We start from the raw sequence: 22,936 nt of genomic DNA, 5'->3' as shown, positions 1-22,936 counted from the left end.
GAGTTGGGCTGCTGAGTTCATCTCGGCAGCCCACAAACTTTAATTAGCCATTATAGGGTTACTGTGCTTTTCTTTTTCATATTCTTGTATCTCTGTTGCTTTTCCCGCACATCCGACAAGCGTTATTTTAGATTGGGCAAGGTCTTTTGCAGCATTTTTAGCTTTGCTTAAATACTGGCGCGGATCTAAAGCTTCTGGAGTTTCTATAAAATGATTCCTGATTGCAGCAGAGTAAGCATTTTTCAATTCAGTCGAAACATTCATCTTAGCCATTCCTAATGAGACACACCGTTTAACATCTTCATCAGGGATTGCAGACCCGCCATGTAATACCAAGGGAACTTCCACCAAGTGGGCAATTTCCTGAATGCGAATGAAATCGATGTCCGGCTCTCCTTTATAGATGCCATGCGCAGTTCCAATTGCTGGGGCCAATGTCGGAACCTTTGTCCGTTTAATGAATTCTACACATTCGGCCGGTACTGCTTTTTGTGCATCCTCATCAGAAACAACGATGTCATCTTCAACTCCACCTACTTTTCCCAACTCTGCTTCCACATTGATGTCCAGATGCTTTGCTATTTCCATTACTTGATTTGTCTTTCTAACATTTTCTTCAAATGGATGCATGGATGCATCGATCATCACTGAAGTGTATCCAGCCCGGATACATTGCACTATTACGGAATACTCTGTACAGTGATCTAGATGAAGTGCTACTGGCACATTATATTGGTTTGATGCTTTTTCGGCAGCTGCTACAATATTTTCAGCTCCTAATGACTTGACGGAACCTACTGTTGTCTGCAGAATTACTGGAGCTTTGACCTCGTCGGCTGCTTCCACCACTGCATAAATCATATCCAATGAATGTACATTAAACGCGACAATTCCGAATCCTTCACTTCTAGCTTTTTCTAACATAGGTGTAGATGATATCAGTCCCATAATACGCCTCCTGAGATTTATTGTTCTAATGCTTCACTGATTTTCGATAAAATTTCTGTTTCATCTCCTGCACGGAGGAGTTCTCTCCTGTTTTCCTCATGAATCAGCATTCGTGATAAGGATGCCAAAGCCCGAATGTGTGTATTACCTGCTTCTTCCTTAGGGATAAGTAAGGCGATAAAAAATTGTGCAGGTTTATCGTCTAAAGAATTCCATTCAATTCCTTTATTGCTTTTTAAAATAATAATACCAGGTGACTCTATCGCTTCATTCTGTGTATGAGGAATGGCAAAACCATCTTGAAACCCCGTCGTACTTTCAAGTTCCCGCTGTTTCAACCCTTCTGCCACAAGTGCAGCTGACGAGGCGATCTTCGCTTCAACTGCCATGCGCCCAATCAAATCGAAAACCTCCTGTTGAGAAGAAACCGATTGATTCAAACGTATTTGATTAGAGCTAAGCAATTTGTTCGTTGTTTTCATCCTCTTCCCCTTTCTGCTTTTCCTTTTCATGTTTATGCTTTTTATAAAATCCGTAAATAAATGCTCCTGTCAAAGAACCGGCAAGAATAGCAATCACCCATTGCACTGCTCCTGTTACTACAGGAAGTACCAAAAAACCACCATGTGGAGCAGGTACTTGTACTCCCATCACGTAAGTCAAAATTGCAGATACCGAGGAACCTGCCATCAGAATCGGAATCACAACAATCGGGTTCTTGGCTGCGAAAGGAATCGCTCCCTCTGTTATATGGGTTGCACCCAGAATAAAGTTAACGCCCCCAGCATTCCGTTCAGCCTGGTTGAAGTACTTTTTAAAGAAAAGGGTGGCAAATGCTATGACTAGCGGCGGAGTTATACAAGCAGCCGATACACCCGCCATGAAATAAAAATTCCCTTCTGCCAATAGTGCCGTACCTGTTACATAGGCTGCTTTGTTTACTGGTCCACCCATATCAAAGGCGGACATAGCACCGACAATCAAGCCAAGTAAAATCGGATTCGCATCCTGAAAATTAGACAGGAATGTTTTCATCCCTTCATTAATAGCTGTCATTGGCTCAACTAATAACGTCATGACTATTCCAATCAACAAGATTCCGATTAAGGGATAGAGAAAAATAGACTTTAATCCATTGAGCGATTTCGGCATCCTGCTGAACAGCTTTACAAGTAATAAGACAATGTATCCGCCAGCAAAACCGGCAACAATTCCTCCAAGAAATCCCGCTCCTCCATTACTGGCAATTAATCCCCCGATAAAACCGACTACCAATCCCGGACGTTTAGCAATTGACTCAGCTATGAACGCTGCTAGAATCGGTACCATTAATTGAAAAGCAAGTCCACCTGTACTATTTAGAAAGGCAGCAACGGAATTATATGATTCGTGGTCTGGATCTGCTGAATGTATTCCGAATAAAAACGACAAAGCAATCAATACACCGCCGCCGACTACAAAAGGCAGCATATAGGAAACACCATTCATCAAATCTTTGTAAATGGAATGCAAAATTGCTTTTTTCCCAGTTGGATGACTTCCAGAATCCGTAATCACTTCCTGCGGGCCATCCTTTTTTGCTTTGTATACGGTTGCTTTTCCATCAATAATTGTTTGAATCAATTTTTCCGGTTCATGAATCCCCTTCGCCACAGGGACCTCGACAACCGGCTTGCCATGAAAACGACTGGCTTTGACATCCTTATCAGCAGCTATGATTACTCCATCGGCTTCTGTAATTTCCTGTTTCGTTAGAGCATTTTCTATACCGGACTGTCCGTGTGTCTCAATTTTAATCTCAATCCCAAGTTTTTTGGCCGCCTGCTTTAACGCCTCCTCTGCCATAAATGTATGGGCTATTCCTGTGGGACATCCGGTTGCCGCTACGATTTTAATATCAGCCATTGATGAACTCCTCCTTTATTTGGGTAATTTTCACTTCTTGTATAAGTGCATCTATATCAGAAAGGCTGCACAGCCCTTTACTGAATGCAGTCGCAGATCCTCCAGCAGAAGCATATTGCAAAGCTTCTTCCAGAGAGGAGCCTTGTTCAAGCTTACCGATAAACAGAGCAAGTAGTGCATCTCCAGAACAAGCGGTATTGATAACTTTTCCTTTCGGCGCTGTAACTTTTAAAATTTGACTTGGAGAAATATAGATTGCTCCAGCTTCTCCTCGAGATACGAGCACTTGGTTTGCACCATTCTCTAACAATTTTCTGGAACAGTTAACAATAGTAGACACATCCATATTTTCTTTGCTTATCCCAAAGAAGCTGGCAAGCTCTTCATCATTCGGTTTAATTAAATAGGGCCGAAAAGGCAAACACTCCAGTATTTCTTTAGAACTTATATCCAAAACCAGTCTTATATTGTTTTGCCAGCAAATACTTGCAATCTCAGTATAAAACGTGTCATCCACTCCTCCTGGCAAGCTTCCCGAAACAAAAAGCATACTATGTTCGGGAATCATCGCAACTTTTTCTAACATTTCTTCCTTGCGCTCTTCCGGTATTGCGGGACCTTTATTGACAATCTTGTATTCCTGTTCAGCATTGGCAAAAATATTGATTCTTGTAATGCCTTTTACCTCTACGAAATCAGTGGCGATCTGTAACTTATTCAGCTCCTCCTTTATAAAACAGCCTGAAAAACCAGCAATAAAACCAAGTGCAGTACTGTTGATTCCCAACTTTTTCAACATGATTGATATGTTTATTGCTTTACCGTTTGGCTGATAATCCTCCTCATAAGTACGATTAACGTGATTGGGTCTTAATGCCTCCAATCCGACATATAGATCTATGGCCGGATTCGGAGTCAGGGTGTAAATCATGGAGACACCTTCCTTCTTCAAATTCCTTAATTTCATTGTTACATAGAACTCCATGTAAATGTTTTCAGTTTTTGTAAACGTTTTCTCGAAATGAAAAGTGCGGTTGCGGATACTTCACATATCCTTAGAAACGTTTTTATATAAAAATTCACATGTGTTTAAAAACAATAACCCCTAAATATGGAACGGGTAGTTATTTCCTGCAAATGAGTAAGAATTCGAAGTCGATTATGTGACCTTATGAAAAAAACGATCGGGAAGCCCAATAGAAGCGGTTGACGACTAGCAGGTTAGAGAGTTCCCTACTCACCCATGATGCGCTCATCCAAGAATCTCGAGATTTGCCTACAAAAAAATGCCCTGTAATATCAGAGCATTCTTATCGCATAAGCGTCGAGTAATATTCTGGATAACACACTGAGTGGAAGTCTGGAACGAACTTCATAATCTGGAAAGTAAGACTGACTTCCTTTATATCCAATGAAGGCCATCTCTGACATCATTCCCAAGCTTGATTCCATCCTTGTTGTCAATGTAATAGTCGTGATTTGGCGGATGTTCAAGTTCTTACAAGCCTCTACCAATTCACTTGTTTCACCGTTTAACGAAACAAAAATCGCCAGTTCACGCTCTCTTATCTCTCGTGACTTAATACGAATAATATTTGGATCGTCATGTACTTCACAGTTTTTTCCCATGAGTTGTAGCTTGATCGTCATTTCATGAGCAATCATCTCTGAAAAACCGCGCGCAAATATGTAAATTTTCTCTGCATCATGAATTTTTTGTACTGCATCCTCAATTTGACCAATACTCTGTAACTGTATCGTTTTTACCACTTCTAATTCATTTTTTTTAATAGCGTGTTTTATTTTCATATCTATGTTTTCCATTTCATCGTTTTCATCTGTTATTTGAACCTTTTCTTTTAAGCTGTATTTAAAAGAGGTATAGCCGTCATAACCTATCTTTTTCATTAGTCTGACGATTGTTGCAGTAGAAACGCTCGCATTTTCACTCAATTTCACAATCGACATTGTAGATATCTCTTCTAGATGATTATTTATGTATTCAAGCAAATATCTTTCCGATTCACTTAACGTTTTATATACATCGGCAGGTATATCAAATAAAATATTGTTCATTTGTTCGTCATCCTTTCTTAGTAAATTTCCTCTAAATTTTTCTCATTATCTCACTTTTTTTATTACTTTTGCACTAGTATTATCATAAGTATAAACTTTCTTTATCTAGAGCCTAAAGAAACCATTTTGCTAAAGTTAAGCAAAATGGTTTCGCTCTTCCCTATTATTCTTTGTTCTTTGATTTATTGACTCTCTCCCCATAAGTATCCGGCCAGTCAAAAAACGCTTGAAAATCCATGAGAAAAGCCGTTTTGTCTTTGACCACCAGTTTTGCTATGATAATCTCACACAAACATAAACAAACCAAAACCAATAACCCGCTTATCATCCTGCCTTCACCCTTTCTTAAGTTTAAACAAAAGGTAATGTATGAAACGCGTTTCAGGTCAAGACGAAATTTTTTAAGGAAAGGAAGTCGCCAAACATGGCCAACATTCGGGAAATTGCCGGTCTTGCCGGTGTTTCGGTCTCGACCGTCTCACGCGTATTGAACAACCATCCCTATGTTCGGGATGAAAAAAGGCAAGCCGTGTATCAGGCAATGGAAAGACTCGATTATCATCGGAATCTTACTGCTATTCATCTATCGAAAGGATCAACAAACTTGCTGGGTGTCGTCCTCCCCTCCATTGAGACTCCCTATTTCAGTAATATTGTAGAAGGTATAGCGGAGGAAGGTTTAAAACATGATTTACAGCTTGTCCTGATTCAAACAAACTATCATGTCAAAAAAGAACTGGAAGCTTTAGAGCTGCTTCGAGGAAATTTAATCGACGGGTTGATTTTCACTTCACGAGCCGCGTCTCTGAAAATTATAAAAGATTACATACCGCATGGCCCCATCATTCTTTGTGAAGATTCCGATCAAACGGATCTGCCATCGGTCAGTATTCCTCATGAGAAGGCATTCATGGATGGTTTGGATTACTTGCTGACAAAAGGGCATACCAAAATAGCCTACACTTTGGGAAGAAAACAAGGTACAAATAGTCATAAACGTACGAAAGCCTATCAAACGGTGATGGATAAGATTAATCAACCAGTAAGGGAAAAATGGGTATTCGATAAATGTTTGACCATCGAGGATGGTATCCATGTAATGGAAAGTTGGTGCCGGATGCCAGAGAGACCAACGGCCTTTCTCGTAACCAATGATCAGGTGGCTGCCGGAATGGTCCTTACGGCCAAAGAAAAGGGAATATTAATTCCCGAAGATCTTGCCATCCTGAGCTTTGACAATCAACAGATTGCCAAAGCGATGCATATTTCAACGATCGACATACCGATCAAACAAATGGGAAAAAAAGCAGTCCAGTTTATCCAAAAAACAGAGAAAAAGAGCAAAGTTTCCCTGCCCTTTCAATTAATCGAGCGTGCAACTGTTTAAAAACATTATTTCTGTGCAATATTCCGCCCGGTTTTTCTTTCCGCCTTTCAGGGAATATTTCTTGTTACAGACTTTGAATGGAAAGGATGAAAATCATGATAGGTTTTATCGGGTTAGGTATAATGGGCGGCAATATGGCAGCAAATTTGCTTGCTAATGGAGAAGCACTTGTCGTTTACAATAGGACAAAAGAAAAAGGGGCCGAATGGGCAGATTCACCCAGCATTGTTGCTCATAAAGCAGATATCGTCTTTACCATGCTGACCAACCCCGAAGCTGTGGAATCCGTAGCATTAGGGGAAGATGGGCTATTAAATGGACTGACAAGAAATAAACTATGGGTGGATTGCAGTACGGTCAACCCAGCGTTTAGTAAAGCAATGGCAAAAAAGACAGAAGCGGCTGGCTGCAGGTTTATCGATGCACCTGTTGCTGGTTCAAAAGGACCTGCTGAACAGGGACAGCTAAATTTTCTGGTTGGCGGAAACGACGAGGATGTAGAGGAAGTAAAACCATACTTAAAGGCAATGGGGAAATCGATCCAACACATGGGAAAACACGGAAACGGCATTTCAACAAAACTGGCTGTTAATTTATCATTAGTCACTTCGATGGCCACATTTGCAGAAGCGGTAAACTTCGGAACTTCTCTAGGTTTGGAGCGCGAGCAGTTGATGGATGTGCTATTCGAGCTCCCTGTCACCGCTCCTATCTTAAAAGGGAAACGGGATATGATGTTGCATGAGAACTTTGAAGCACAGTTTCCCCTGGAGCATGCCCATAAGGATTTACAACAGATTTCCGAGTCAGCCTATTTAACCGGTGCTCCGTTACCAGTAACACATGGTGCTAAAGAGGTTTATGCGTTTGCCAAACATAAGGGATTGAGTAAAAAAGATTTCGCTGCTGTTTATCAGTTATTATCCGACGGGGGTTCCAGACAATGAACAGCTTTTCAATCGTACGAAAATCGGGTATAATAAAAGTGGAAATGGAATAAAACTAAACAGACCACAGCGGGCACTGTGGTCTGCAGATAAGCGGTTCCCCCAGAGGGATCGGCTATCATAGTGGTGATAGACCTCTCCTAGTTACTTAACGGGCAAATAGGGAGGTCTATTTTTTATTGATCATCGAAACGATCAAGCCGAGCAAAGCAATCAAGAAGGTACCAAAACCAATCAGCACCATAAAACTTTCATACATGCTCAACAGGCATCACCCCCTTTCGCGGGGCTAGCCGACCCACCCTAAAAGAACATTATCTTGTATTTATTATAGCATAGACAGACTGGAAGCCGAATAAACGCAAGGACCCATTTTTGATACAGGCAGTTTCGCTTCCTTTTCTTAACCAGATCATTGGGGTATAATATAGATAGAAAACAGACCACAGCGCATGCCGTGGTCTGGATAGATAAGCGGTTCCCCCAGAGGGATCGGCTATCATCAAGAGATAGACCTCTCCTAGTCACTTGAAGGGCAAATAGGGAGGTCTATTTTTTATTGATCATGGTAATGATCAAAGCGAGCAATGCAATCAAAAAAGAACCAAAGCCAATCAGGACCATTAATACTTGATACATGCTCACGGCATCACCCCCTTTCACGGGGCTAGCCGACCCACCCTAAAAAGAACTTTATCTATATTTATTATATCATGTCATATAGTTTCAACGAACGGACATTCGGATTATTTCTTGTCCTTTCTATGCCCAAGATAGAATAGATACAAGAAAATACAAGAATTTATTGATCATATTTGTTTAACAACGTATTAATTGACTGATTCAACGACGTAATATCTACTTTGTTCACTGGGTCGTCTTTCAATCCATACTGTTGCTTGAGCCGGATAATTCTTTTCACACTCTCGTTAATCCGCTTCTCCGATATTTCGCCATTCTCCACTGCCGTGCGCAGCGCATCGATCACACGGACCGCTTTCTGATAATCGTGTGCCACCAGAATGACGTCACTCCCGGCTAGCACGGAATCAACGGATGCCTGACCTATTTCAAAGTTGTCGATTATCGCTTCCATTGTCATATCGTCGGTCATCACCAAACCATCATAGTCCAACCGATTCCTAAGCAAATCTGTGATAACCTTTTTTGATATGGAGGCTGGATAGGTCTCATCCAGGTGGGGAAGTAAAATGTGAGCGATCATGACTACTTCTGCCCCTTGATCGATTGCCCGACGGAATGGAATCAGCTCCAGTTTTTCCAACTGTTGTAACGTTTTATTGACTTTGGGAAGCTGATAATGAGAGTCGACAGAAGTGTCACCGTGCCCAGGAAAGTGCTTGATGACCGGAATAACTTGCTTTGACTGGATTCCTTTCATCGTCTGAATTCCAAGTTTACTGACAATTTTCGGATCGTCACTATAGGACCGGTCGCCAATCACCGGATTATCCGGATTACTGTTTACATCAAGAACGGGAGCAAAATTCATATTAAAACCAAACTCATTGAGTTCCTTTCCCAGTATTTCTCCTACCCGATGGGAAAAATCCGATTTATCCAGTTGGCCAATCCATTTGTTAGAGGGGAGCTTCACAATATCTCCCGGAAGCCGGGAAATCCTGCCTCCTTCCTGGTCGACACTCAGTAAAAGCGGTAACTTGTTCTTCTTGTTTTCCGCCTTCAATTGGTTCAAAAAGATAGAGGTTTGTTCAGGTGACTCCAAATTTTTGGCATAAAATATAAAGCCTCCAATATGATAGTCATCAACCAGGCTGTTTTCTTGCTCTCCCATAGCTGTACCTGAAATGCCGGCAATCACCATTTGGCCAATTTTCTCCGATAGACTCATTCTTTCTATAAAAGCCGATGCAGATTGCTCATCAAACTGACAGTTGTCAGATTCCATATATAGCGATATATCTTTCACTTGTTGATTTTGCGTCGACTCCTTCGGTTGAGGTAGTATCCAACTTAATTTTGAACCATCATGTGGAATAGATTTGTCAGCCGAAACCACTTTATCTAATGAAGTTGGAGGCAAGAAAGAATACAGATCTCCAGCAGAGTCGACCACAGTATGTTGATTAGAATAAACTAGAACATAAATTCCCAGAGCGAACAGGAAAACAATGAAGTATATACTTTTGTTCACGACTTTTTGTCCTCCCTATCCACATAAGGCTGCATAATAGTTTCGACCGCTTCAAGTATTCACTGTACATTGTATTCCAACTATCTATCTTTATTCTGAAACGACTATCAATAAAGCCCAGAGGTTGCTCTGGGCTTTACGGTAAACGGCTTATAATGCTTTGGTAGGTAGAAAACGATTAGATTAAACCTGATGTTCCGTTACAGCATCATCACTAGCTGAATCAGTACGCTTGCGATACAAAACAAAGATGGCAATAATCCCGCTAATTCCAATTAACATCGGATAAAAGGCAAAAGGAACGATGGACACAGGCGAAATCGAAGCCAATCCCGCTGCTGCAAGCATTTGTCCACCATATGGAATTAGACCTTGGAAACAACAAGAGAACAAGTCGAGAATACTTGCAGATCGCTTAGGCTCTATTCCATATTTCGTCGAAATATCTTTTGCCAACGGACCCGACATCAAAATGGAAACGGTATTGTTACCAGTCGAAACGTCGACCGTACTAACCAAACCGGCAATTCCGAATGCCGCTCCCCTCCTGGTTTTAATTTTGCTGACAATGTAATTTAGCAGGAATGTGATTCCGCCATTATGTTTGATAATTTCCACCATGCCACTGATCAAGATGGCGATGATTGCTAAGTTTTCCATTCCGACTATCCCATCTCCAATGACACCTAGCAAGCCATAGAAATCAAAGGAGCCATTTGCCAGGCCGACTATTCCGGAAAAGACGATTCCACCGACAAGGACCAGCAGTACATTCACACCCAGCAGGGCGATGACAAGAACAGCCAGGTATGGAAGGACCGTGATTAGCTGATAGCTTTGCTCTGGACTCACAGCAGCTTCCCCGACCGGGATAAACGCCAATATCAAGGCAGTTACTATAGCCGCCGGCAGAACGATAAAGAAATTTGATTTGAATTTGTCCTTCATGTTGGTCTCCTGCGTTCTAACTGCTGCAATGGTTGTGTCTGAAATCATCGATAAGTTATCACCAAACATGGCACCACCGATGACTGCACCGACGGCCATTGCAGTATCGATGCCAGTCTGTTGCGCGACACCCACAGCTATAGGTACGATCGCGACAGTTGTCCCAGTGGATGTTCCCATTGATATAGAGATAAAACAACTGACTACAAACAAACCGACCATCAGCAAATTCGCCGGTAATATCGAGGTGCCCAAACTGACAATAGAGTCAACTCCACCTGTAGCTTCTGCCACGGAAGCAAAGGCACCGGCCAATATAAAAATAAGTGCCATCAGAATAATATTATGGTCGCCTCCACCCCTGCAAAACACTTCGACTTTCTTGGCAAAGCTTTCTTTACGGTTCATAGTCAGCGAAAACAAGCCGGCAATCAAAATCGCCACCACTACTGGCATACTGCTGAAATCCTTTGTAATTAATGCTGTGCCGAGGAATAACAATACAAACACAAGAAACGGCAGCAATGCATAAGGATTCCCCTCTATTTTTCCCTTTTTCATTTTCTCGTCTCCTCCCGTTCGAAATAACTATTTTTTTAGACTGCTGCACCTTACCCAATAGGTGAGCGGTGGATAAAAACTGCGCATTAATGAAGTTGAGTGAAAGTCCAGTGCTGCGGACAACCCTCCTTTCCGGGGGCAGCACCTCAGCTAGGATTCTACTTGAATATGCCACTTTGCCCCTTGGGTCGAGGAAACCCGCCACAGAGCTTAACCGGAAGACGCAGACCCAGCCGTCGGGGTCTTCGGAAGCTGCTCTTCCCCCAGGAGTGTCGCATTTTCCGCCGCTTAAGATAGATTTCTGAATTATAGGTGAAAAAGCACTAAAATAGAGCTAACATGTGGTATCCCCCTAACCAAAATTCAGAAATCCCCTACCAGCGGAGGAAATACCTGTAGACTCCTGCGGGAGCAAAGGCCTCGGTGAGATCCCGCAGAGCGTTAGCTTGAGGAAGCTCACCAGCTGCCCGCGGAAAGCGTAAGGTATTTCCGTAGCGCTGGACTACGTCACTACTATAAAAAGGCCCAAGGACTACAAAGGAAGTTACTGCGCAGTTTATACCTTTTTCTCAGACAAAAAGCATTCTTAATTCATGGTCATTCCGCCTGTAACATTGATACTTTCACCGGTAATATAGTCCGCTGCATTTGATGCCAGGAATAATACGGTGTCTGCTACATCCTCTGGAGACCCGGTTCTTCCCAAAGGGACTTGGGAATGGTCTTCTGCCTCGATCGCAGCTGCTTCCACACCGCGTAGTTCGCCTCCCCAGACCCGTTCTGTACGTTTCATTTCGGTTTCAATAATGCCTGGACACACGGCATTCACCAGGATATTGTCGGCTGCCAGTTCTAAAGCCATAACTTTTGTCAATCCAAGGACAGCATGCTTAGAAGCAACATAACTTCCCATGTACCGATAACCGTTTTTCCCTGCTTGAGAGGATATGTTGATGATTTTGCCGCCATTCCCCGCTGTTTTCATCTGTTTCGCAGCATATTTACTGGCAAGGAAAACCCCTTTCGCATTCACATCCATGACCGAATCCCAATCTTCTTCCTCCATTTCCACTACTTCTGCCATCGTGGATATTCCGGCATTATTCACCAAAATGTCGATTGTACCGAACCTATTGGTGACGGATTGGAAAAACTGCTCCACAGCTCTCCTGTCCGTCACATCAACAGCAAATTGAAGAGTTTGAAGCTTGTCAGCGTGTATTCCTTTATCGGCAACAATCACCGTGGACCCAGCCTCTTCCAGCTTTTTGACAATCTCTTTGCCGATTCCTCTGGCACCGCCGGTCACTACGGCTATTTTTCCATTCAATGTTCTCACTCAACTTCCCCCTTTCCTTGTTGGCCAAGACGGCATTCATATCACACAAAAAAACCTTCCGAGAAAGATGGAAGGTTCTGCTAACTCTTATCTCTCAAGCATGCTGGATGTAGCACCTTTCTGTGTACAGAGGTTGCTGAAGTATCATCGGGCCAGTTCCCTAAACTTCTCTTGATAAGAATATACAATTGTATAAAACATCTTAATTGCAACTATTCCTAGTTGTCAAGTAAGAATAATTATCCCCTCCTTTTTTTTACACCGCCTAAACCTTGGCTTGGAGATACAGATGGACAGGTATTGTACGTCTTTATATGGGAATCCTAAGGATCACGTAAGGAGGGATCCAATTGTCAGTCGAGTGGCTTTCCATCGTACCGTTTTCTATCGTTATCGCCCTGTCCATTTGGTTGAAAAGAATTTTACCTGGTCTTGTTCTTGGTGTCCTGGCAGGTTCTATCCTTTTAAAAGCAGGATGGTTAAGTGCGTCCGATCAAGCTGTCACTTATATGGTCGAAACGTTGTCAGACGAAACCAACATTAAAATTATCGGATTCTTATATTTGTTCGGTGGACTGGTCGGAATGATGACGATATCTGGCGGAATCAAAGGATTCTCAGAATGGATAGGGGGGAAAATCCATTCTCAGCGGAGTCTTTTAGGTCTTATCTGGTTGACCCTGCCTTTTACTTTTATGATGCCGATGTTCCGGATTATGATGATTGGTCCTGTTGTTAAATCATTGTTGGGCAAATGGAGCATTTCCAGACAAAAGGTCGGATTTACGATGGATGTTTCTACTTCATCCGTCATTGTCCTTTTGCCTGTCGCAACCGCTTTTGTCGGTTTTATGGTCTCACTTGTTGAGAACGGGATTCATAAAAATGGTTTGGAAATGAGTGCTTATAGCGTATTTTTGATGAGTATCCCATTTAATTTTTTTGCCATCATCATGCTTCTGTTCGGTCTTGCTCGTACGTTTTGGACATCTAAAGCCATTGAAAAAGAACCACACAAAGATGAAGGTGACGAAGATCATCCTTTTCACCGTTCCAGCATTGATAAAGAATTATCATTGGTGAAAGCCCAGCCTTGGAATCTCATCGTCCCATTATTTCTGCTTTTGGGTTTGTCATTGTATTTGCTTTGGCAAGATGGCCGCGCAAAAGGGGCGATAACGGTATTCGATGCGTTTACGCAAGCCGATGCTACGTTCGTCATGCTGCTGGCCGTATTCTTAACCTTGACGGTTACGTTCCTTTTCTATGCGATTCGCAAATTGCCGTTAAATGAATTGCTGTATCATTTCGTGGATGGCGGAAACCAAATGATGCAGGCAATTATTCTGCTGATCCTTGTTTGGGCATTATCACTGAATGCGGAAGATTTAGGTTTTTCACAGTTCGTCAGTTCAACGCTGGGTAGTTTTCTTCCTGCATTTACGATTCCGGCTATTTTATTTGTTCTGGGATCGACTGTAGGTTACTTTATTGGTTCTTCCTGGGGGACGTGGGGGTTGTTTATGCCCTTAGGATTCTCCCTGGCTGCTGCCACCGATGCACCGATCATAATGACAGTAGGTGCAGTGTTCGCCAGCGGTTCATTTGGAGCCATGACTTCCCCGCTTGGAGATACAACGATTACTACAGCCTCCATTATGGAGCTGCCACTGGTTGAATATGCTTACTATAAGCTGAAATTTTGCGCTGCCGGTGCCGGAGTTGCTACACTGTGCTATCTTGCAGCAGGTTTTTTCTATGCCTGATAGGAAAATAAATAAAAACCCTGTAGATGAAGGCAAGAAACCTTCGATTCTGAATTTGCCTTGAATATCTTCAAAAGGAAGGAAAGGGAAGATGGAAAACGAAAACTTCTTCTCACTGACATCTTCCCCACCATTCTCAAGTACAAATCATGACCGAATTTTCCTCGGCGTCTTTGATGATAAAGTAGTGATCATGTTGAACATTTCTTACAACCTCCACGTCGCTTTTCCGAACATAGGAAAAAGCCTCTTTAATATCCTTCGCCTTTAACATAAAACCAGGAAAGGAAGTTAAGTCCTGATTGTTGCGGTTGTCATCGAGCAGTATTCCAGTTCCTCCATCATAGTCGAATGAGTAAACGGGGCCGCCATCCTGCCGATCTTTTCTTATCGGAAAACCGAGCAACTTGCTATACCATTCTGTCGCCCTTTCCAAATCATGAACCGGAATGATTATATTACTTAAATGGTTTGTGATCGGATGGGAAGTATCGTTCTGCTTAATTGGAGCTGGATTAATCCATTCCGATTCAAGGATCATCAAGCTATTGCCTTCCGAATCCTGTATGTTAAAGTAAGCCAAGCCGGGATGTGGACGCTTTAAATCAAGTGTGATTGGTATTCTTGCTTCCCGTACCACTTTGTAAGTTGTTTCGATATCCTTTGTCTTCAGCTGACAGATTGGATACCTTTTATTAACGCTAGGTATGTTGCGATGGTCATCAAGCGTAAGATTGATGTTATTATCCAGATCGAATACATAGAACGGGATGTCTTTATCAATTGTGACATCCATATTCAACAACGCCCCATACCAGGCGACCATTTTCTTTAAGTTGTCCACGTGAAGCAATGCACCACCCACCCTGCTGATAATCGGTTGATTGATTGTTCTTCCGTTCACTTTGATACTTCCTTCCTTTTCAATACGTAAGTAACTCCTATCAATACTATATAAGAAACGTCATGCCTTTTTCTCATCTCGATTGATTACCGGAATCAAAATAGCAAAATGCGGATTCTCCTCATCCCGGTCTGCCGGATATCTTTCATGCTTTATTGGCAAGTCGTCGTAATAATCGACACCCTTTTCCTTAAAAGGACGGTAGGAACTAGACTCTAGCCAATGGTTCAATTTCCAATATGTCTCTCCAATACTCTGTCCTTTCTGGTGCTCCGTATATAAACAAGTCATTGCTGGTATTCTGATTTCCACCATTCCCTTTGGAACCTGCTGTTCCTCACTTACCTTGTATGCAGAATAATGAACAAAACCATCCGGACGCAGATGATAAGACAATCCCAGCTGAACATCAGGTTCAACTGCTTTATCCAGTTCTCCCACTCTTTCATTCATACGTCGAATCGTTTGTTTTAATTGGTCAATATCCTTGTAAGCCCCTTCCCACTTTAAACCTACTGCTCGATAACCCGGCACTTCCAAAAGTTTATAGCTCTCTTTCAAAACCATTTCACCCTTTCTTTTAATCCTCTTCTCTCTTTCTTTTCCACATAAAAAACTAACCCTTCAAAAGAATAACCGAAAATGGTTGCATTACTTGATGATTGGTGTCATTGTGTATAGATAAATATTTTTTCTGGAGGTAAATGCATGATTGAAATAAGAACATCTAAGATCAGTGACGGGGAATTTAACCGCGGTGTCTTTGCTACACGTGATATTTCCAAAGGGGAAATCATCCATGAGGCACCTGTCATTCCTTATCCGAATGATCAACATCAATACATTGAGCAAACCGTTCTGGATGATTATGTTTTTGAATATGGAAAAAATCACACGGCGGTTGTTCTCGGTTATGGCATGCTGTTCAACCATTCCTATCAGCCTAATGCGGACTATGATATCAATTTCTCCAAACATACCTTTGACTACTTCGCCCATAAAGATATTAAAGCCGGAGAAGAAATTTTGATCAATTATAATGGTGATGTAGATAACGATGATCCGCTTTGGTTTAACATGGAAAACGAATAAACCCATTTTGGATTGTCTTTAATTGTTCTGATACCATGCCAGCGCCTTTTGCTCAATTTCCTGGGCAAGCTGATTTTTTCCATCCATATACGACTCTATGTTGCATGGGAATTGCCCGGCTAATTCCTGTTTTTTGGCCCCATATTTCCGGGCTACATGTGGATGCGTCCGTAAAAAATCACGAAATGCCAAATGCCGGGTTACCCCTTTATCTCCTTGTTGGAAGATATGAACATGGTGGCTGCGATTTTCGCCGCCTTTTCGAAAATATCTGCGTCCCGGGATGCCAAACTCTCCTTTTCCTTCATAGCCGATTGCAGCCATCTGTCGATTGTATCTGTCTACCTTCTCGATATCCCGGACTACCGGCATGATATCGATAATCGGTTTAGCCGCTAATCCAGGAACAGACGTACTCCCGATATGATGAACATCGATTAGTTCGTCTCCAAAAACTTCTTTGATCTCCTTTGCCTCTTTCAAGAACAAATTCGGCCATTGATCCTTGTAAGATACTACTTCAACGTTTCGCATACTTTCCTCGTTCTTATTCGTTTCATTTTCAGTTAACGAAAAAATTTGTCATATTTATCTATTGTGTCTGGATGTAATCCGGTTGATTGCTGAGCTTCCTGCTGCATCGACCGGTTACAGCTTTTACATACGTACCGGGCTTGCGGATTCTTTTTGATTTTTAAGTACTGGTCATCCGAATAGTCAATGGTGAATTCCTTTTTACAGAAAAAGCATGTTGTTTCCACCAAATCTCCCCTCTCCTGTTTTATATCTATTTCGTCATTTCTTTGATTTTTCCTGTAAAAGATTAAAGGAAAGGACCAGTAGTAAGCCTGCAAAAGTTTTTATTGTCGAGAGCTCAGGACTTACTAGGAAGAGAATAATATTCGTGTAGGTTCATCGCTGAATTTTGAAAGCGACAATTTTTTGGTTAACAAGATTGAATAAAGTTTTGCTGGTAATATTGTTGGTATTGCCGATGAAAATAGGTTTTTGAGGATTTCTAAAATTTCAACAGATAGTAGATTCTGTTTTTTTGTTAATATAGGGATATATGTTTTTCAAATAACTTGTACTTATGTCTATCAAACACGTTAGAGACTTTAGGGGGGGGATATTATGTACTCACTAAAATTTTGGCTTGCTTGGGTTCTTGGTGTTATAGTAGCCGGGTTCATCATGAGTCTATTGCAAAACGGAGAAGTTGATTGGGGACAAATTGTTACGATTAGTGTAGCAGGTCTTATAGGAGTGCTTATCGCAGCAGGAATAAAGAAGGTTTTAAAGAAAGACGAAGATTAAATATTCGACCTTAATAACAGGTTCGTTTTTCACTTTATCGGAACGATTTTTTGTTATTTAGGAACCTTAAGAAAGCCTTTATTTAACCTTATCGTTCAAATTAAGTTTCTCTCCGTTCCTCCACAGTCAAGCAACAACCCAAAGTGTATAACATGAGCATACTGTCATATTTCAATAAATTACCAATAATTACCACCATATATAACAACTATTAGCATAAAAAGCACAGATTGAATTCTATGCTCTTTTACTTAACATTTATACTGCTAAGTTAGATAGATTTAAGCTATGGTTTCGTTACTATTCTTCCCTTTCAACATAGTAAAGGCCTTCCGGGCAACGATTATTGGCACCACAAATTGCTCTATCATTTTCATAGGAAGGATAGACAGCAAGAAAAAATAGAACGTAATAAAGCGGCTGGCAATTGCCAACCGCTGCTAGTAAATCCATGCGGAAAACATCTTCTAAAATAGGCTGTCATGATTATTATTCGTTGAACGTCAATAATTCTTTGATATCTGTTTCTGTAAGCAATGCCGCTTCCTTTGCATCCGAATCGAGTATCTCGCCAATCATTTTTCGCTTTTTCTGTTGCAAATCATTCATTTTCTCTTCAATCGTACCTCTAGCGACAAGTTTAATCACTTCCACATCCCGCTGCTGGCCGATTCGGTAAGCACGATCTGCGGCCTGTTCCTCGACGGCTGGATTCCACCAGCTGTCATAGAAGATAACGGTATCGGCACCTGTCAAATTAAGTCCGGTCCCGCCCGCTTTCATCGATATCAGAAACAGATCACGCTCCCCCTCGTTGAATCTTTCACACGTCTCAACTCTTTCGTTTCCCGGGGTCTGCCCGTCCAAATAAAAAAATGTCCATCCTCTGGCAGTCAGCTCTCTTCCGATTAAATCGAGCATTTTGGTGAACTGGGAAAACACCAATAATCTTCTTCCGGCGAGTTTTGCCTCTCTTATCAATTCAAACAACTGACGGAATTTTGCCGAACTTCCTTGATATTTATCGACGAACAAACCAGGGTGACAGCAAATCTGCCTTAACCGCGTCAATCCGGCCAGAATCCTTATTTTATTTTTATGAAACGTTTCCTTATCCAAATGTTTCAAGGTGTCATGCCTAAGCTTAGCTAAATAAGCTGCATAAAGTTTCTTCTGTTCGGGAAGCAGTTCTAGCGTTTCGATACTTTGCCGTTTTTGTGGAAGTTCAGAAAGTACGTCCGTCTTCATCCTGCGTAAAATAAATGGTCTGGCCCGTTTGGCGATTGCATCCTTAGACAAGAAACTATACGCCCGAAGACCTTGAAATAGAGCAGGAAAAACAACATGGAAAATGGACCATAGTTCTTCATAGGCATTCTCCATAGGAGTGCCTGTCAGCGCGAATCGATGGATTGCCTGAACCCTTTTTGCTGCCCGCGCGGTTTGGGTGACAGGATTTTTGAACGCCTGCGCTTCATCATAGAAGACGGTATGGAAAACAGTCTTTTCCACTTCAGTGATGTCTCTTCTCAATATAGGATAGGAGACAATCAAGATATCCTGATCACTTACATGCTCCATCATTTTCTTCCGCAAGTGTTTTTCCCCTTCGAGAACCATGGCCTTCATCCCGGGAGCGAACTTTCTCAATTCATGGAGCCAGTTGTAAGTAACCGAAGAAGGACAAACAATCAATGCCGGCTGCTGATTCTTCCTCATCTGTTCTTGTTCAGACAATAAGAACGTGATAGCCTGCACCGTTTTCCCAAGGCCCATATCATCGGCAAGAATACCACCGAATCCGTAGAAAGCCAATGTTTTCAACCATTGAAAACCCCGAATCTGATATTCCCGAAGTACTTTTTCCGAACCGGTAGGCAAATCGAATGCTTGTTCATTTGGCTGGCTGATACTTCTCAAAAATGCCCGGAAAGAATCTTCCACTAACAGGACCGGATTACTGTCTACTTGGTCAAGCAGCTGAAGGCTTTGTTCAAATGGGATCTTCAACCCGTTTTCCATGTCTCCTTCTCCTTCCGGAATCTCATTTAAAAATCGCCTGATTTCTTGAAATTCCTTCGTTTCCAAAGAAAGCAGTGAACCATTTCTTAATCGGTGATATTTTCTTTTCTCTTCTAAATCATGCAACAGCTCTCTAACCTGGTCGTCGGCGATCCCATCCATTTCAAATTTGTATTCCAACCAATTCATACGGTCTTTATGCACCTTGACCCTGATTCTCGGAAAAATATTTTCCTTTACAACCCGGACCCTGACAGCCGTTGTCGTATAGACTCGGGCCAATTTCTGGAGTTTAGGCAAGGTATAAGTAAGAAAGTCGTATTCCAACTCTTCGTTATGCAGATAATAACCACTGTCTGTTTTGGTGAACAGACTGTCCTCCATTAACTGAAGAATCTTCTCCTCTTTTTCGCTATCCCGGACAATTAAAGAATGCAAAGCAAGCTCCCGTTCTTCCATCGGATTAATCACAATTTGGTCATAATGGAATTCCAGGCCAGCAAGCAGACGGCTGTTCACTCTATCCAAGTACAATTTTGCGACAAGAGGCTTATTCGCCAGACTGAAATGCTCTCCTCCCGAAATGGTCACCATGCCGATATTTTTCAGTCCAGGCACAACCTTTTCGATAAAAAAAGAGAATTGTCCAGGTTCGATCGGAATCCTTTTTGTTCCGGATCTTCCCAGCATCCGCATCAATTCTGCGAGACGTTTGCAGTCATGTCGTTCTATCTTTATCAATGTTCCTCCTGCCAGTACGGTTTGATAAGGTTCCACCAGAACGATTTTCTCCAAACCCTCGACATGTAAAAAACCTCTCACGCCCGATTCAACCAATTCAAAGCGCAGGGGCAATTTTTCCTCAGATACTTCAAAACGTGGGTATTGTTGCCTTCGGTATTCAAGTTGAACATATTTGACTGTCTGTAAAAGGTAACGGAGCTTTTCCCAGGCTGATGGCGGAATCGGTAAGAATTCTGTTTCTGCATTATCCATGCCCTCCCACTGATCCTGCATGATACCAGTCAAATGCTTGAGCACGGCATCTTCTTCCTGCGGCAAACAATGCACTTGCATATCGATCGTCAAAGCGGGGGACAGCAATACCGGTTGCCCTTCCTGTAATCGGCGCAGAAAGCTTGGGATATCTTTTACTTTATGAGTAGATACAGCAAGGCCTATGGCAAAATAACTGTCGGTGCCAGGAGAAGTAACAAGCTTACAAGTGAATTGGATATCCAGCAGTTGACGGTTTTCAAAATGGGGTTGTTGTCTGGCTGGACGTACCTCCGGCTGTTTGAACAGGGAAACCAAGTTATCAGCTAGTCCACTTCCTTCCTGTGTTGATGCTTGAGAAGCTGATTCGTTCTGTTCGATTGCGAGCAAGGCAGCAGCAATATGCTGACAATCTTTTGGAAAACCCGCTAAAGAAGGACAACTGCAGGAAGTACAGATATATCCATTTTTATCCGTTTTAATCAAAACATGGAAGTCTTCCTTGCCGATGACGATTGCTTCCCATCTCCCTGGCATGGGAGTAGTCAGTTTTACTTTCTTACTGCGAAAGAAGGCTTCACCACTTTTATAGGAGACTGTGCCGCATCTATCTTTAATCTTTTTTTTGGTAAGGTTTAGCTTCATTGAGTGCCCCTCCATCATTTACAAGGGTATAAGCAAAAAGTGCTGTTTCTCATTATATCACGACCCTCTATCTCACTGGCACTTCGCAGTCTATTCTCCCCCCTATCGCTTTTATCCAATCCCCTTTATAATAAGAAAGACGATAACAACTAGAAAAGGTGTTTACAATGAGTATATTGACTGTAGCTAACTTGACCCATGGGTTTGGAGACCGGGCGATTTTCGACGATGTCTCGTTTCGCCTATTGCAAGGAGAACATATTGGATTGATCGGCGCCAATGGTGAAGGGAAATCCACCTTCATGAATATTATCACCGGGAAACTAGAGCCAGATGCCGGAACCGTTACCTGGTCCAAGCGCTCAAGAGTCGGCTATCTCGATCAGCACGCCGATTTAAAACAAGGTATGTCGATTCGCGATGTGCTGCGGACCGCTTTTCAATACTTGTATGACATGGAAGAAGAGATGAATCTACTTTATGCAAAAATGGGGGAAGCGGAACCGGAAGAGCTGGAAACCATCATGGAAGAGACCGGGCATATCCAGGACGCCCTGACCAACAATGATTTCTATACGATCGATGCCAAGGTTGAAGAGGTAGCAAACGGGCTTGGCCTTAATGATTATGGGCTTGAGCGGGATGTTCACGATTTGAGCGGCGGCCAGCGTACTAAAGTGCTGCTGGCCAAGCTGCTTCTGGAAAAACCGGACATCCTTCTGCTTGATGAGCCGACCAACTATTTGGATGTGGAACATATAGAATGGTTGAAAAGTTACTTACTGGCATACGATCATGCCTTCATCCTTATTTCGCATGATATTCCGTTTTTAAATAGTGTTGTAAATGTTATCTACCATATGGAAAACCAGCAAATAAACCGCTATCCGGGAGACTATGATGAATTTCTCCGTGTGTATGAAATGAAAAAACAGCAGCTGAAAGCAGCCTATAAGAAACAGCAGAAAGAAATAGCCAATTTAAAAGATTTTGTCGCCCGCAATAAAGCAAACGCAGCTACAAGCAAAATGGCGATGTCGCGTCAGAAGAAATTGGATAAAATGGATCTCATTGAGCTGGATGCAGAAAATCCGAAGCCTTCCTTTCAGTTTCAAACAGCACGGACTCCTGGTAAGTATTTGTTTGAAACAACCGAATTGGTCATTGGTTATGACGAACCCTTATCGCGTCCATTGAATCTTTCAATGGAACGCGGGCAAAAAATCGCTTTATATGGAGCGAATGGAATCGGCAAAACGACATTGCTGCGCAGTATTCTTGGAGAAATCCCTGCTGTTTCCGGCTCTGTTCAATTAGGCGAGCACCTTCATATTGGTTACTTTGAACAAGAGTTAAAAAAAGAGTCAGACAACACGTGTATTGAAGAAATATGGAGCGAGTTCCCCCACTTCACCCAACAGGAAGTGCGAGCTGCACTGGCTAAGTGCGGACTGACAAGAAAGCATATTGAAAGCAAGGTACAAGTCCTCAGCGGCGGGGAAAAAGCCAAAGTACGCCTTTGCAAATTGCTCAACAAGGAAACGAATCTGCTCGTTTTGGATGAGCCGACCAATCACTTAGATCCAGATGCGAAAGCGGAACTAAAGCGTGCACTTTCTGAATACAAAGGTAGTGTCCTGCTTATTTCTCACGAGCCGGAGTTTTACGATGGAATCGTTACAGCTAAATGGAATTGCGAAGATTGGACGACAAAAATTTTTTAATAAATAGTAAATAATATACAAAAGGATAGTCATCAAAACAAAGACCGGACGATGTTTCGAAATCGTCGGGTTTTTGCTTTGTATGATCGATGTTAAAGAATGTGGTGCTCCAGCTTTGATTCCAACTCCTATCGGACGTTTTTGATAAATGTTTCTATCTTTCAGTCCCAACAATTTTCATTA

Annotated in this window: 22 protein-coding genes and 1 riboswitch; of the genes, 6 read left to right on the top strand and 16 right to left on the bottom strand. The window is 42.2% G+C overall.

All coding sequences use genetic code 11. The features are described 5' to 3' along the window. Window positions 1-39: 39 nt before the first annotated feature. The 5 genes from ERJ70_RS07350 to ERJ70_RS07330 form a co-directional block, all read right to left on the bottom strand. Window positions 40-948 carry a class II fructose-bisphosphate aldolase gene (locus tag ERJ70_RS07350; protein ID WP_209368275.1) on the bottom strand — a complete coding sequence of 303 codons (909 nt, stop codon included), beginning with the start codon at window positions 946-948 and terminating at the stop codon, window positions 40-42. 17 nt (window positions 949-965) lie between these two features. Next, window positions 966-1,430, bottom strand: a complete 465-nt coding sequence (locus ERJ70_RS07345) for a PTS sugar transporter subunit IIA (protein WP_209368273.1) — start codon at window positions 1,428-1,430, stop codon at window positions 966-968. After that, window positions 1,405-2,853: a PTS fructose transporter subunit IIC gene (locus ERJ70_RS07340; protein WP_209368271.1), complete on the bottom strand. Its 1,449-nt coding sequence runs from the start codon at window positions 2,851-2,853 to the stop codon at window positions 1,405-1,407. Before ERJ70_RS07340 ends, ERJ70_RS07345 begins: the two co-directional genes overlap by 26 nt. Continuing rightward, window positions 2,846-3,784, bottom strand: a complete 939-nt coding sequence (gene pfkB / locus ERJ70_RS07335; protein WP_209368270.1) for a 1-phosphofructokinase — start codon at window positions 3,782-3,784, stop codon at window positions 2,846-2,848. Before pfkB ends, ERJ70_RS07340 begins: the two co-directional genes overlap by 8 nt. A gap of 368 nt (window positions 3,785-4,152) precedes the next feature. Continuing rightward, window positions 4,153-4,929, bottom strand: a complete 777-nt coding sequence (locus tag ERJ70_RS07330) for a MurR/RpiR family transcriptional regulator (RefSeq protein WP_209368268.1) — start codon at window positions 4,927-4,929, stop codon at window positions 4,153-4,155. A 424-nt stretch (window positions 4,930-5,353) separates the two neighbouring features. On the opposite strand from ERJ70_RS07330, the gene ERJ70_RS07325 reads away from it, so the two are divergent. After that, window positions 5,354-6,316: a LacI family DNA-binding transcriptional regulator gene (locus ERJ70_RS07325; protein ID WP_209368266.1), complete on the top strand. Its 963-nt coding sequence runs from the start codon at window positions 5,354-5,356 to the stop codon at window positions 6,314-6,316. 95 nt (window positions 6,317-6,411) lie between these two features. Further along, entirely contained in the window at window positions 6,412-7,263 is an 852-nt protein-coding gene (locus ERJ70_RS07320; RefSeq protein ID WP_209368264.1) for an NAD(P)-dependent oxidoreductase, read from the top strand. A 169-nt stretch (window positions 7,264-7,432) separates the two neighbouring features. Here ERJ70_RS07320 and ERJ70_RS07315 read toward each other — a convergent pair whose 3' ends face one another. From ERJ70_RS07315 to ERJ70_RS07295, 5 genes are all read right to left on the bottom strand, one after another. Beyond that, window positions 7,433-7,522: a putative holin-like toxin gene (locus ERJ70_RS07315; RefSeq protein ID WP_162832890.1), complete on the bottom strand. Its 90-nt coding sequence runs from the start codon at window positions 7,520-7,522 to the stop codon at window positions 7,433-7,435. Window positions 7,523-7,812: 290 nt separating this feature from the next. Continuing rightward, window positions 7,813-7,902, bottom strand: coding sequence for a putative holin-like toxin (locus ERJ70_RS07310; RefSeq protein ID WP_234400749.1), 90 nt, complete (start codon window positions 7,900-7,902; stop codon window positions 7,813-7,815). 163 nt (window positions 7,903-8,065) lie between these two features. Further along, window positions 8,066-9,439, bottom strand: coding sequence for a beta-N-acetylhexosaminidase (nagZ, locus tag ERJ70_RS07305; RefSeq protein WP_245208145.1), 1,374 nt, complete (start codon window positions 9,437-9,439; stop codon window positions 8,066-8,068). A gap of 183 nt (window positions 9,440-9,622) precedes the next feature. Next, on the bottom strand, window positions 9,623-10,948 hold the full coding sequence (locus tag ERJ70_RS07300; RefSeq protein WP_209368263.1) for a Na+/H+ antiporter NhaC family protein: 1,326 nt from the start codon (window positions 10,946-10,948) through the stop codon (window positions 9,623-9,625). A gap of 586 nt (window positions 10,949-11,534) precedes the next feature. Next, complete coding sequence (locus tag ERJ70_RS07295) at window positions 11,535-12,287, bottom strand: SDR family NAD(P)-dependent oxidoreductase (RefSeq protein ID WP_209368262.1); 753 nt, start codon at window positions 12,285-12,287, stop codon at window positions 11,535-11,537. An 84-nt stretch (window positions 12,288-12,371) separates the two neighbouring features. Then, window positions 12,372-12,468, bottom strand: a riboswitch (SAM riboswitch). A gap of 169 nt (window positions 12,469-12,637) precedes the next feature. Between ERJ70_RS07295 and ERJ70_RS07290 the strand changes: the two genes are divergently transcribed. Then, the gene (locus ERJ70_RS07290) at window positions 12,638-14,053 is read left to right on the top strand and encodes a Na+/H+ antiporter NhaC family protein (protein ID WP_209368261.1); all 1,416 of its coding nucleotides are present in this window, start codon (window positions 12,638-12,640) and stop codon (window positions 14,051-14,053) included. A gap of 136 nt (window positions 14,054-14,189) precedes the next feature. Here the strand turns inward: ERJ70_RS07290 and ERJ70_RS07285 are convergent, their stop codons facing one another. Next, on the bottom strand, window positions 14,190-14,957 hold the full coding sequence (locus tag ERJ70_RS07285) for a VOC family protein (protein WP_209368260.1): 768 nt from the start codon (window positions 14,955-14,957) through the stop codon (window positions 14,190-14,192). Between the two features lie 60 nt (window positions 14,958-15,017). Beyond that, window positions 15,018-15,518 (bottom strand): GyrI-like domain-containing protein, encoded by a 501-nt coding sequence (locus tag ERJ70_RS07280; RefSeq protein WP_245208144.1) that lies wholly within the window; start codon window positions 15,516-15,518, stop codon window positions 15,018-15,020. 147 nt (window positions 15,519-15,665) lie between these two features. On the opposite strand from ERJ70_RS07280, the gene ERJ70_RS07275 reads away from it, so the two are divergent. After that, complete coding sequence (locus tag ERJ70_RS07275; RefSeq protein ID WP_074597675.1) at window positions 15,666-16,049, top strand: SET domain-containing protein; 384 nt, start codon at window positions 15,666-15,668, stop codon at window positions 16,047-16,049. Window positions 16,050-16,067: 18 nt separating this feature from the next. Here the strand turns inward: ERJ70_RS07275 and ERJ70_RS07270 are convergent, their stop codons facing one another. After that, window positions 16,068-16,583: a GrpB family protein gene (locus ERJ70_RS07270; RefSeq protein WP_209368258.1), complete on the bottom strand. Its 516-nt coding sequence runs from the start codon at window positions 16,581-16,583 to the stop codon at window positions 16,068-16,070. Window positions 16,584-16,615: 32 nt separating this feature from the next. Continuing rightward, window positions 16,616-16,813 carry a hypothetical protein gene (locus ERJ70_RS07265; RefSeq protein ID WP_209368257.1) on the bottom strand — a complete coding sequence of 66 codons (198 nt, stop codon included), beginning with the start codon at window positions 16,811-16,813 and terminating at the stop codon, window positions 16,616-16,618. Window positions 16,814-17,183: 370 nt separating this feature from the next. Here ERJ70_RS07265 and ERJ70_RS07260 point away from each other — a divergent pair, with 370 nt between their 5' ends. Then, window positions 17,184-17,366: a hypothetical protein gene (locus ERJ70_RS07260; RefSeq protein ID WP_209368255.1), complete on the top strand. Its 183-nt coding sequence runs from the start codon at window positions 17,184-17,186 to the stop codon at window positions 17,364-17,366. A 300-nt stretch (window positions 17,367-17,666) separates the two neighbouring features. Here ERJ70_RS07260 and ERJ70_RS07255 read toward each other — a convergent pair whose 3' ends face one another. Next, the gene (locus ERJ70_RS07255) at window positions 17,667-17,819 is read right to left on the bottom strand and encodes a hypothetical protein (RefSeq protein WP_209368253.1); all 153 of its coding nucleotides are present in this window, start codon (window positions 17,817-17,819) and stop codon (window positions 17,667-17,669) included. Window positions 17,820-17,855: 36 nt separating this feature from the next. Next, entirely contained in the window at window positions 17,856-21,029 is a 3,174-nt protein-coding gene (locus ERJ70_RS07250; RefSeq protein ID WP_209368251.1) for a DEAD/DEAH box helicase, read from the bottom strand. Window positions 21,030-21,196: 167 nt separating this feature from the next. On the opposite strand from ERJ70_RS07250, the gene ERJ70_RS07245 reads away from it, so the two are divergent. Next, complete coding sequence (locus ERJ70_RS07245) at window positions 21,197-22,753, top strand: ABC-F family ATP-binding cassette domain-containing protein (protein ID WP_209368249.1); 1,557 nt, start codon at window positions 21,197-21,199, stop codon at window positions 22,751-22,753. Window positions 22,754-22,936: the final 183 nt, after the last annotated feature.

The sequence above is a fragment of the Sediminibacillus dalangtanensis genome (assembly GCF_017792025.1).
Taxonomy (GTDB): Bacteria; Bacillota; Bacilli; order Bacillales; family Amphibacillaceae; genus Sediminibacillus; species Sediminibacillus dalangtanensis.
This window is presented reverse-complemented; position numbering and strand designations above follow the sequence as displayed.